The organism is Amycolatopsis sp. SID8362 (genome assembly GCF_010550475.1).
GTDB lineage: Bacteria > Actinomycetota > Actinomycetes > Mycobacteriales > Pseudonocardiaceae > Amycolatopsis > Amycolatopsis eburnea.
Window position 1 is genome coordinate 1 of record NZ_JAAGNB010000839.1, and the last position, 9,352, is coordinate 9,352.

Annotated in this window: 8 protein-coding genes; 2 read left to right on the forward strand and 6 right to left on the reverse strand. The window is 70.8% G+C overall.

The features are described 5' to 3' along the window. The 3 genes from G3I65_RS26270 to G3I65_RS26280 form a co-directional block, all read right to left on the reverse strand. The coding region (locus G3I65_RS26270) for a CHAD domain-containing protein (RefSeq protein WP_160698478.1) at positions 1-866 on the reverse strand (866 nt) is incomplete at its 3' end. A 28-nt stretch (positions 867-894) separates the two neighbouring features. Continuing rightward, positions 895-1,878: a 2,3,4,5-tetrahydropyridine-2,6-dicarboxylate N-succinyltransferase gene (gene dapD, locus G3I65_RS26275; RefSeq protein WP_160698479.1), complete on the reverse strand. Its 984-nt coding sequence runs from the start codon at positions 1,876-1,878 to the stop codon at positions 895-897. 28 nt (positions 1,879-1,906) lie between these two features. Then, positions 1,907-2,314 (reverse strand): hypothetical protein, encoded by a 408-nt coding sequence (locus G3I65_RS26280; protein ID WP_160698484.1) that lies wholly within the window; start codon positions 2,312-2,314, stop codon positions 1,907-1,909. A 44-nt stretch (positions 2,315-2,358) separates the two neighbouring features. Between G3I65_RS26280 and dapE the strand changes: the two genes are divergently transcribed. Both dapE and G3I65_RS26290 read left to right on the forward strand, forming a co-directional pair. Beyond that, positions 2,359-3,429, forward strand: coding sequence for a succinyl-diaminopimelate desuccinylase (dapE, locus tag G3I65_RS26285; protein WP_160698480.1), 1,071 nt, complete (start codon positions 2,359-2,361; stop codon positions 3,427-3,429). A gap of 126 nt (positions 3,430-3,555) precedes the next feature. After that, a complete protein-coding gene (locus tag G3I65_RS26290; protein WP_160698481.1) occupies positions 3,556-4,365 on the forward strand; it encodes a DUF3152 domain-containing protein in 810 nt (269 codons plus the stop codon). Position 4,366: 1 nt separating this feature from the next. Here the strand turns inward: G3I65_RS26290 and G3I65_RS26295 are convergent, their stop codons facing one another. The 3 genes from G3I65_RS26295 to G3I65_RS26305 form a co-directional block, all read right to left on the reverse strand. Beyond that, the gene (locus G3I65_RS26295; protein ID WP_163046759.1) at positions 4,367-5,419 is read right to left on the reverse strand and encodes a chitinase; all 1,053 of its coding nucleotides are present in this window, start codon (positions 5,417-5,419) and stop codon (positions 4,367-4,369) included. A gap of 170 nt (positions 5,420-5,589) precedes the next feature. Next, the gene (locus tag G3I65_RS26300) at positions 5,590-7,194 is read right to left on the reverse strand and encodes a M28 family metallopeptidase (RefSeq protein WP_160698482.1); all 1,605 of its coding nucleotides are present in this window, start codon (positions 7,192-7,194) and stop codon (positions 5,590-5,592) included. Positions 7,195-7,307: 113 nt separating this feature from the next. Further along, a partial coding sequence (locus G3I65_RS26305; protein WP_160698483.1) for a M4 family metallopeptidase occupies positions 7,308-9,352 on the reverse strand: 2,045 nt, incomplete at its 5' end.

Genomic DNA, 9,352 nt, shown 5'->3' on the forward strand with positions numbered 1-9,352 from the left:
GCCTCGGTGCGGCGGGCCAGCTCGCGCTCGGCGATGCGGCCCGCGACGAAGCCGACCTCGCCGTCGGCCGTCGCCACTACCGCGCGCATCCGCTCGGCCGCGATGACCGCGTCCTGGTGGTCGCCCAGCACTGTCTGGAAGTCCCTGGTCGCCTTGATCAGCGCCTTGATTCGCTTCGCGCGCTTCTTCTTCGCCGACGTCTGGGCCAGCTCGGCGGCGTACCGCAGCTTCTTGCCGTGGATGCGCAGGGCGTGCAGGTCGTCGTCCGGCGGGTCGGCGGGCAGCGCGCGGACGGCCTTCGCGAGCTTGCGGTGCGGCTTCGCGAGCCCGTCGACCAGGTCGTGCGGCTGGTCGGGCACCTCGGCGCTCGAGCGAGTGAGCAGGCTGACCTCGCGCAGCAGCGTCGAATAGCGGGCGCTGGTCAGGGCCTGGGTCAGCCGCCGTTTCGCCGCCGCGCGCTCGGTGACGAACCGGGACACCAGGCGGCGCCCGGCGGCCTGGTCGCGGACCTCGAAGTCGGCGATGACCTCGCGCAGGTGCCCGATCAGGACGTCGTAGTCACGCACCTCGCCGAGCGACTGCCCGAGCCAGCCGAGTTCCGCGCGCACCGGCTCGGCGCCGTCGCCGACCAGCCCGCCGGACAGCTTGAGCACGCTGCGCATCCGCCGCAGGGCGACGCGCATCTGGTGCAGGTCCTCGGGGTCCGCGCCCGATCGCGTGCCCGGTTCGTACGCGAGCAGGGCGCGGATCTCCCGGTCGAGCTTGGCCCGCACGTGGTGCCCGGCCGGGTCGGCGGGCCCGGCTTCCACCGGTGCGTCGGGCAGGCCCAGCTCGGCCGGGGTGCGAGGCAACGATTCGGTGGTCACCTCATGAATGGTAGGTGAACGAACGCGCTCAGTCGTTGGCGTGCAGCATCGCGTTCAGCTCGACCCCGGTGCCCGTCCGCGGCACGACCTCGACCGCGCCGGTGCCCGAGTTGCGGCGGAACACCGCGCCGGAAATGCCGTTGAGCTCGAGCGCCTTCACGACCTTGCCCTCGACGACGACCTTCGTCCCCGCCGTCACGTACAGGCCGGCCTCGACGACCGAGTCGTCGCCCAGGGAGATGCCGATGCCGCCGTTCGCGCCGATCAGGCAGCGCTCGCCCAGCGAGATCGTCTCCTTGCCGCCACCCGAGAGCGTGCCCATGATCGACGCGCCGCCGCCGACGTCCGAGCCGTCGCCGACGACCACGCCCGCCGAGATCCGGCCTTCGACCATGGACGCGCCGAGCGTGCCGGCGTTGAAGTTGACGAAGCCCTCGTGCATGACCGTGGTGCCGGCCGCCAGGTGGGCGCCGAGCCGGACGCGGTCCGCGTCGCCGATCCGGACGCCGGACGGCATAACGTAGTCGACCATCCGCGGGAACTTGTCCACGCTGTACACGGTGACCGTGCCGCGCGCCCGCAGCCGCAGGCGCGTCTGCTCGAAGCCTTCGACCGGGCACGGGCCGTGGTTGGTCCACACGACGTTGGCCAGCAGGCCGAACATGCCGTCGAGGTTCTGGCCGTGCGGCCGGACCAGCCGGTGCGAGAGCAGGTGCAGCCGCAGGTACATGTCGTGCGTGTCGGCCGGGGCGTCGGCGAGCTTGCCGATCGTGGTCCGGACGGCGACGACCTCGACCCCGCGGTCGGTGTCCGGGCCGAGCAGGCCCGCGGCCGCTTCGCCGAGGAGTTCGGTGGCTTCCGCCGCGCTCAGGCGCTCGGTACCGGGCGTACCACCCTCGACGAGCTTGGGCTGCGGGTACCAGGTGTCGAGGACCGTCCCGTCGGTCGCGACGGTGGCCAGCCCGACGCCGCTGGCGCCGGTCGTTTCGGGGTTCGGGCTCTGCTCGCTCACGGCCCTCACCGTAGTCGAGTGACGCGGATCAACCACTCGTGGGCCGCGCGTCTACCTGCTTCTTCAGGTCGCTCAGCGCGCCGGCGATGTCGACGAGCGCCTGCGTGCAGGGGCCGCCCGCGTCCGGCACGGTCGTGCAGCTCGCGCCGCGGAACGCCTTCACGGCGGTGTCGAGCTTGTCCGCTTCGGCGACGAGTTGCGGGTCGCGGTCGTCCGCGCGCTTGCGGGCCGCGCCCGGGACGTTGCCGACCTCGGTGACGTACTTCTCACAGCCCTTCGGCAGCTGTGTGCGCGGGCTGGCGTAGCACTGGTCGGCGGTCAGCGCGTCGAGTTTCGTCGGGAGCGCGTCCGGGCCCGGCTCGCCGCCCCGCTTGGGCGTGGGGCCGGCCTCGCTGCCACAGCCGGACAGGACGAGGACCAGCAACGTGCCGCCCACGGCGACCGGGAACCTACGCACACCCTCACGGTAGCGTGCCGGGCATGAGCCTCGACCTGCGCGCCGATCCCGTCGACCTGACCGCGGCCCTCGTGGACGTCTTCAGCGTGTCCGGTTCGGAAGCCGAGCTCGCGACGCTGGTGCAGGAAGCGCTCCGGGAACAGGCGCCGCACCTCGAGGTCGTCCGCAACGGCGACGCCGTCCTCGCGCGCACGAACCTCGGCCGCGGCTCGCGGGTCGTGCTGGCCGGGCACCTGGACACCGTGCCGGAGAACGGCAACTTCCCGTCGCGGCGCGAAGGCACCGGCGACGACGAGGTCCTGCACGGCCTCGGCTCGGTCGACATGAAGGGCGGCGACGCCGTCTTCCTGCACCTGGCCGCGACGCTGCCGTCGCCGAAGCACGACGTCACCTTCGTCTTCTACGACAACGAAGAGGTCGAGGCGGTCAAGAACGGCCTCGGCCGGATCGAGCGCGAGCTGCCGGAGTGGCTGGCGGGCGACCTGGCGATCGTCGGCGAGCCGTCGAACGGCGTCATCGAGGCCGGCTGCCAGGGCACGATGCGCGTCGAGCTGCGGTTCACCGGCAAGCGCGCGCACACGGCGCGGGCGTGGATGGGCGAGAACGCGATCCACGCGCTGGCCGGGCCGCTGCGGCGGCTGGCCGAGTACGAGCCGCGGATCGTCGACATCGACGGCCTGACCTACCGCGAGGGCCTCCAGGCGACCGCGATCAGCGGCGGGGTGGCGGGCAACGTCGTCCCGGACGCGGCGGTGCTGACGGTCAACCACCGCTTCGCCCCGGACCGCTCCCCGGAAGCGGCGGAACGCCACCTGCGCGAGGTCTTCGACGGCTACGAACTGTCCGTTGTGGACCTTTCCCCGGGGGCGCTGCCGGGCCTGTCGGCCCCGGCGGCGGCGGAACTGGTGACGGCGGCGGGCGGCCGCGCGGCGGCGAAGCTGGGCTGGACGGACGTGGCCCGCTTCGCGGCGCTGGGCATGCCGGCGGTGAACTTCGGGCCGGGCAACCCGACGCTGGCGCACACGCAGCAGGAGAACGTCCGGACGGCGGAGATCCGGCAGGTCGCGGAGGTGCTCCGCAAGTTCCTGGGCTGAGCGCTGTGGCCGTCGTCACACTCGCCCGTCCTGAGCTGCGGTGACGCAGCGTCGCCACACGTCACCGCAACTTTTCGCGGACCCCGCCCGTATCCACTGGTGAAGCCGCGCACCCGGGGAGGACCCATGCCCAAAACCGCTGGCCGAGCCGCGCTTGCCGGCGCGCTCGCCGTGGCGGTGGCCGTGGTGCTCACCGCCTGTGAGGGGCAGCCGGTGGCCGCGCCCGCGGCCGGGCCGATCCGCACCGCCATCGGGGAAGCGACCGCGTTGCCGCCGCCGCCCGAGGAACCTGCTGCGCCGGTGACGCAGGCCGCGCCCGTCGAGGTGGCCATCACCTTCCCGCGGACCGGGTCCGGGCAGTGGATGTTCACGCCGGGCAGCGACGAGGTCGCCGGCACCCAAGGCCGCCTGATGCGGTACCGGATCGCGCTCGAGACCGACATCGACGGCGTCGGGCCCGCCGACTTCGCGAAGAAGATCCGCGGCATCCTCGGCGACCCCCGCGGCTGGACCGCCGGCGGGCAGTGGCGGCTGCAGCAGGTCGGCCCGGCCGACAGCGCCGACTTCACGATCTACCTGGCCACGCCCGCCAGCCGCGACAAGCTGTGCGGTGGCACGGCGGACAGCTACACGTCCTGCCGCAACGGCAGCAACGTCGTGCTCAATGTCGCCCGCTGGGCCAACGCCGTGCCGAACTACGGGGCTCCGCTCGACGTCTACCGGCAGTACATGGTCACGCACGAGACCGGGCACCGGCTCGGCCAGGGCCACGAGCTGTGCCCCGGCCCGGGAAAGCGGGCGCCGGTGATGGAGCAGCAGACGCTCGGGCTGCACGGCTGCGTCCCGAACCCCTGGCCCTTCCCGGACGGCGGCGGCCGCGAATACGCCGGCCCGCCGGGGGAGTACGACGACCCCATTCCGGCGGGCGACTCCTGAACTACCGGCCCTGCAAGGACTTGACGTTGTCGCCGAACGTCCAGCCCTTCGAGCCGTCCCAGTTGATCGACCAGTCCATCAGGCCCTTGATTCCCGGAACCGACCGCCACGCCTGGGAAACCAGGCTCGGCGACATGTATCCGCCGCCGGCGCCGGGCTGGGCGGGCAGGCCCGGGACCTGCTTGTCGTAGGGGACGCGGATCGTCGTGCCCTGCACGACCAGGCCGTTGTTGAGGCACTGCGTCTGCACGGTGAAGCCCTGCACGGTCCCGGCCTGGTACGAATCGCCGGCGCAGCCGTACATGGATCCGTTGTAGTACTGCATGTTCAGCCACCACAGCCGGCCGTTGTCCGCGTACTTCTTGATGATCGGCAGGTACGCGCCCCAGATCGAGCCGTAGGTGATGCTGCCGCCGGTCACGTACGCGGTTTCCGGTGCCATCGTGAGCCCGAAGCCCGTCGGCATCTGCGCGAGCACGCCGTCGATGATCCGGATCAGGTTCGACTGCGACGCCGAGAGCGTTTTGATGTTGCCACTGCCGGTGAGCCCGGTCTCGATGTCGATGTCGATCCCGTCGAAGTTGTACTGCTTCAGGATCGGGACGACCGTGGCGACGAACCGGTCGGCCACCGTCGACGAGGACAGGTCTATACCAGCCGCCGCGCCGCCGATGGACATCAGGATCGTCGCGCCCGCGGCCTTCGCCGCGCACATCTCGGTGGGTGTCGACACCTTCACGCCGGCGTCCATCCCGTTCTCCCACAGCACCGTGCCGTCGGAGCGGATCACCGGGAAGGCGGCGTTGATGACGTTGTAGCCGTGCTGGGCCAGCCGGCTGTCGGTGATCGGGACCCAGCCCAGGCCGGGGTGGACGCCGTTCGCGGCGCCGTCCCAGTTTTCCCAGTACCCCTGGAGGACCTTGCCCGCGGGCCGCGGTTTCACCGCGCACGTGTCGGCCTGCACCGCCCCCTGCGCGGGGGCCGACACGAGCAGCGGGACGGCCAGCACCGCTGCCAGAAGGGTTCCGAACAGGCGGGTTCTGCGACCGGACATACCGGCTCCCATCGTCGTTGAGGGGCGTACGCGGCGTGTCCGATCACGATATGGGCCGCGGGGAACCGGTGACTACCTACGAACGGGTGGTCTAGACAACTCGCACTTTCACGTGAAAGTGCCCACCTGGGGGCGGCACTTTCACGTGAAAGTGCCGCCCCGGGGGTGGATCAGACGGTCAGGGTCCAGGAGGAGAGGTAGCCGGTGTCGGCCGGGCCGACGTCCCGGATCCGCAGCTGCCAGGCCCCGTTCGCGGCTTCCGAGGAAGCATTGACGGTGTAGGTGGTGTCGAGGTTCGGCGTCGAGTCGCTGCTGGAGTTCTTCAGCCGGTACGCCGTGCCGTCCGGGGCGACGAGGTCGATGACCAGGTCACCGCGGTAGGTGTGGGTGATGTGCACCTCGACCTTGGTGGTGCCGGACGCGTTGCGCGCGCAGCCGTCGACGTTCGCCGTGCTGTTCACCGCGCTCGCCGGGTAGTCCGGGATGTCGAGGCGCGTCGAGTTGGTCACCGGCCCGCACGACGAAGTCCCGACGCCGAGCGTGAACGACGCCGTGTGGTCGGCGTTCGCCCCGTCGGCCGTGACGGTGACCGGGAAGGTGCCGGTCGGCGTCGAAGCCGACGTCGAGATGGTCAGCGTCGAGGAGCCGCCGGACTGGATGGTGGCCGGGCTGAACGACGCCGTCGCGCCCGCGGGCAGGCCCGAAGCGGACAGCGAGATCGACTGCGCGCTACCGGACGTCGTGGTGGTGTTCACCGCGACCTGCAGCGACTGTCCGGGTTGGACGGTGCCCGCCGTGGGGGTCAGCGCGACGGAGTAGTCGTTCCCCTGCGTCGTGGCGACGGCGAGCTTCCAGAGCGCGTACCCGATGGCGTCGGAGTTTTTCTCCAGCGGGGTGTCCGGGATGTTGGCCGTCGTGTCGCAGGCGCGGTGGTAGCAGTTGTCGAACGGCGAACCCGCGGTGCCGCCCCACTTCTGCGCCTGCGCCGAGCTCTTGATGTCGCCGGCGCCGGTGGCCAGGCCGCCGACCGGGATGCCCGCGCTCTTGAACGACGCGTGGTCGGAGCGGCCGTCGCCTTCGCTGTCGCCCTCGGTCTGGATGCCGATGGAGGAGAAGTACTCGTCGAAGATCGCCTTGACGGAAGCGACGTCGTCGTAGACGAAGTAGCCCCAGTTCTTCGAGCCGATCATGTCGAAGTTGAGGTACGTCTTGATCTTCGTGCGCTCGGTGCTGGGCAGGTTGTTGACGTAGTACTTGGAGCCGACCAGGCCGGACTCCTCGTCGGCCCACCAGGCGAACCGGACGCGCTTGGCCATCGCGGGGTTGGTGCGCGCCAGCGTCAGCGCGGTTTCGAGGATCGACGCGCTGCCGGAGCCGTTGTCGTTGATGCCGGGGCCGGCGCTCACCGAGTCGAGGTGCGCGCCGAGCATGATGACCTGGCTCGCGTCGCCCTGCGGCCACTCGGCGATCAGGTTCTGCGACTGGCCGATGCAGCTCGTGCACGTCTGGCGGGTCGTGGTGAAGCCGGCGTTCTTGAGCAGGTTTTCCACATAGGACACCGAGGCCGCGTACCCGGCGCCGCGCGGTGACCGCGTGCCGCCGTTGTTGTTGGCGATGGTCTGCAGCTGGTTGAGGTGGGCCTTGATGTTGGCCAGTGAGATGTCCGGCGCGGCGAGGGCGGCAGCCGGAGCGGCGGTGGCCGCCGGCGCGGTCACCACACCCAGCACAGCGGCCAGGGCGGTGACCCCGGCGCCGATCTTGCTCTTCCACTTCATGGCGGTGAATTCCTTCGGTGGGGGTTGGGGACAACTCTGGGGGCGGCACTTTCACGTGAAAGTGCCGCCCCCAGGTGGTCACTTTCACGTGAAAGTGACGGCTTCGGGATTCATCAGACGGTCAACGTCCAGGAGGACAGGTAACCGGTGTCGGCGGGGCCGACGTCTCGGATGCGGAGCTGCCACGCGCCGTTCGCGGCTTCCGAAGAAGCGTTCACGGTGTAGGTGGTGTCGATGTTGTCGGCGGAGTCGCTGCCGGAGTTCTTCAGCCGGTAGGCGGTGCCGTCCGGCGCGACCAGGTCGAGGACCAGGTCACCGCGGTAGGTGTGGACGATGTGCACCTCGACCTTCGTGGTGCTGGACGCGTTGCGCGCGCAGCCGCTGACGGTGACCGGGCTGTTGACCGCGCTCGCCGGGTAGTCCGGGATGTCGAGGCGCGTCGAGTTGGTCACCGGGGCGCACGAGGACGTCCCGACGCTCAGCGTGTACTGCACCGTGTGGTCGGTGGTGGCCCCGTCGGTGGTGATGGTGATCGGGAAGCTGCCCGTCGGGGTCGACGTCGAAGTCGCGATCGTCAGCGTCGAGGAACCACCCGACTGGATCGTGGCGGGGTTGAACGTCGCCGTCGCACCGGCGGGCAGGCCCGACGCCGACAGCGTGATCGACTGCGCCGCGCCGGACGTGATCGTGGTGCTGAGCGTGGTGGTCGCCGAGGCGCCCGGCTCCACCGAACCCGAAGCCGGGTTCAACGCGACCGAGTAGTCGGCGCCGCCACCGCTGCACGAGGTGGGCTCACCGCTGACCGTGGTGACGGAGACGGCGTCCCACGCGGCCTTGGTGGCGTTGTACTCGGTGCAGCTGCCCGGGAAGAGCGCGATCGCGGCTTCGAGGGTCGCCTTGCGGGCGGCCTTGTGGTTCCACGACGAGGTCTTCTTCAGCAGGCCGTTGTAGAAGATCTTGCCGGCCTTCTGGATGCCGACGCCGGTGACCGACGAGCTGTTGCAGGTCGGGCTGGACGGCTTGCCGCCACCGGGGTTCGAGCCCTCGGCCAGCAGGTAGAACCAGTGGTTCTGCGGGCCGGCCGCCGCGTGCACCTCGGTGCTCGGGATCGACGACGAGTAGCAGTTCGGGTCGCCGACCTTCGACGGCTGGTACATGTAGCGGATCGGGCCCTGGCCGACCAGGTTGACGCCCTCGCCGACCTCGTAGTCCGGCGTGTCCTTGGCGTTGTTCGCGTACGCCTCGGTCAGCGCGCCGAAGATGTCGCCGGTGGACTCGTTGAGGCCGCCGTTCTCGTTGCCGGAACCCGCGCCACCCGGGGTGGTCTGGAAGATGGCGTGCCCGTACTCGTGGGCGACGACGTCGATCGAAGTGGCCTGACGCTGGTTGTCCTGCGAGTGCCCGAAGTGCGTCGACGAACCGTTCCAATAGGCGTTGACGTCGGACAGCCCCACCGAAGCCGGGTAGCCGCCGCCGTTGCCGTTGATGCCGTTGCGGCCCAGCCAGTCGCCGAGCATCTTCCACTCGGTCTGGGACCCGAACAGCGTATCGACACAGCCGGTTTCGAGGTCGGTTCCGGAGCCGTTGCCCCAGTTGTTGTCCGGTCCACTGTAGACGGCGCCGCCCTCGCGGCCGCAGCTGAGGCCGGTGCGGGCGGGGTCGCGCATCGTGTAGGTGCTGCCGGACTGCGTCGTGTCGATGGAGACGTTGCCGACGTAGTAGCTGTTGCCGGTGCCGGCGACGTTCACCGTGCCGGGCTGGGCCTCGGTCCGGGTGCCCGAGGCGAACGTCTTCACGTCGTCCCGCGTGTCGAGCACCGCGCCGGTGGCCGCGTCGACGAACACGTGCAGGTGGCTCGGTGCCTTCGTGGTGCGCCCGGCGACGACGACCTCGTACGCCAGCTTCGGGCTCGTGCCGGCCAGCACGACCTTCTCCGGCGTGCCCACACTGTCCACAGTGGGCAGTTGAGCGCGCGCGGTGGCGGCGGCCTTCGCGGCGTCGACGAGCGCCTGCGTCCCGACGGTGATCGGGGCGGACTCGGCGGCGCTGGTGCCGCGCACGCGCCCGGCCCCGTCGGCGACGACGACCGCGTCCCCGCCGACGACCCGCAGGCCCTGGTAGGTCCGCTGGTAGGCGCCGTAGAACAGGCCGCCGCCCC

Bases quoted from the DNA above. Each gene is read 5' to 3' on its own strand.
- G3I65_RS26290 (WP_160698481.1), top strand. From the start codon at position 3,556: ATGCCCAAAACCGCTGGCCGAGCCGCGCTTGCCGGCGCGCTCGCCGTG.
- dapE (WP_160698480.1), top strand. From the start codon at position 2,359: ATGAGCCTCGACCTGCGCGCCGATCCCGTCGACCTGACCGCGGCCCTC.
- G3I65_RS26295 (WP_163046759.1), bottom strand. From the start codon at position 5,419: ATGTCCGGTCGCAGAACCCGCCTGTTCGGAACCCTTCTGGCAGCGGTG.
- G3I65_RS26300 (WP_160698482.1), bottom strand. From the start codon at position 7,194: ATGAAGTGGAAGAGCAAGATCGGCGCCGGGGTCACCGCCCTGGCCGCT.